At 67.3% G+C, this 388-nt stretch carries 1 protein-coding gene; it reads left to right on the top strand.

Annotated features, from left to right (window positions below; genetic code table 11):
• Positions 1 to 106: 106 nt before the first annotated feature.
• Positions 107 to 388, top strand: a 282-nt coding sequence (locus tag MPC4_RS05335; protein WP_174511613.1) for an SDR family NAD(P)-dependent oxidoreductase, incomplete at its 3' end; no start/stop codon positions are given.

Here is a 388-nt window from a genome sequence, read left to right as displayed (position 1 = left end):
GAGGTGAACGATGTGATCGATTCTGCGTGATTTATGGCTCTGGTGTCGATCAATAGACTCCATCCCATCGCTTTCTTCCTTACCCATGCACTGAAAGGACTTCGCCATGACCTCCATCGCATCCACTTCTCCTTCGTCCTCCGCCGCTCCCACCATCGCCCTCATCACCGGCGGCAGCCGGGGCCTGGGCCGCAGCGCCGCGCTGCACGTGGCGCGCTCCGGCACCGACGTGATCCTCACCTACCGCAGCCAGGCGGCCGAGGCCCAGGCCGTGGTCGCCGAGATCGAGGCGCAGGGCCGCCGCGCGGTGGCGCTGCCGCTGGACGTGGGCGCCAGTGCCACGTTCGCGGATTTCGCAGGCCAGGTGCGCGACGTGCTCGCCCGACAC

This window comes from Methylocella tundrae (assembly GCF_901905185.1).
Classification (GTDB): domain Bacteria; phylum Pseudomonadota; class Alphaproteobacteria; order Rhizobiales; family Beijerinckiaceae; genus Methylocapsa; species Methylocapsa tundrae.
Note: the sequence above shows the minus strand (reverse complement) of the source record. Positions and strands in the feature narration are given on the sequence as shown.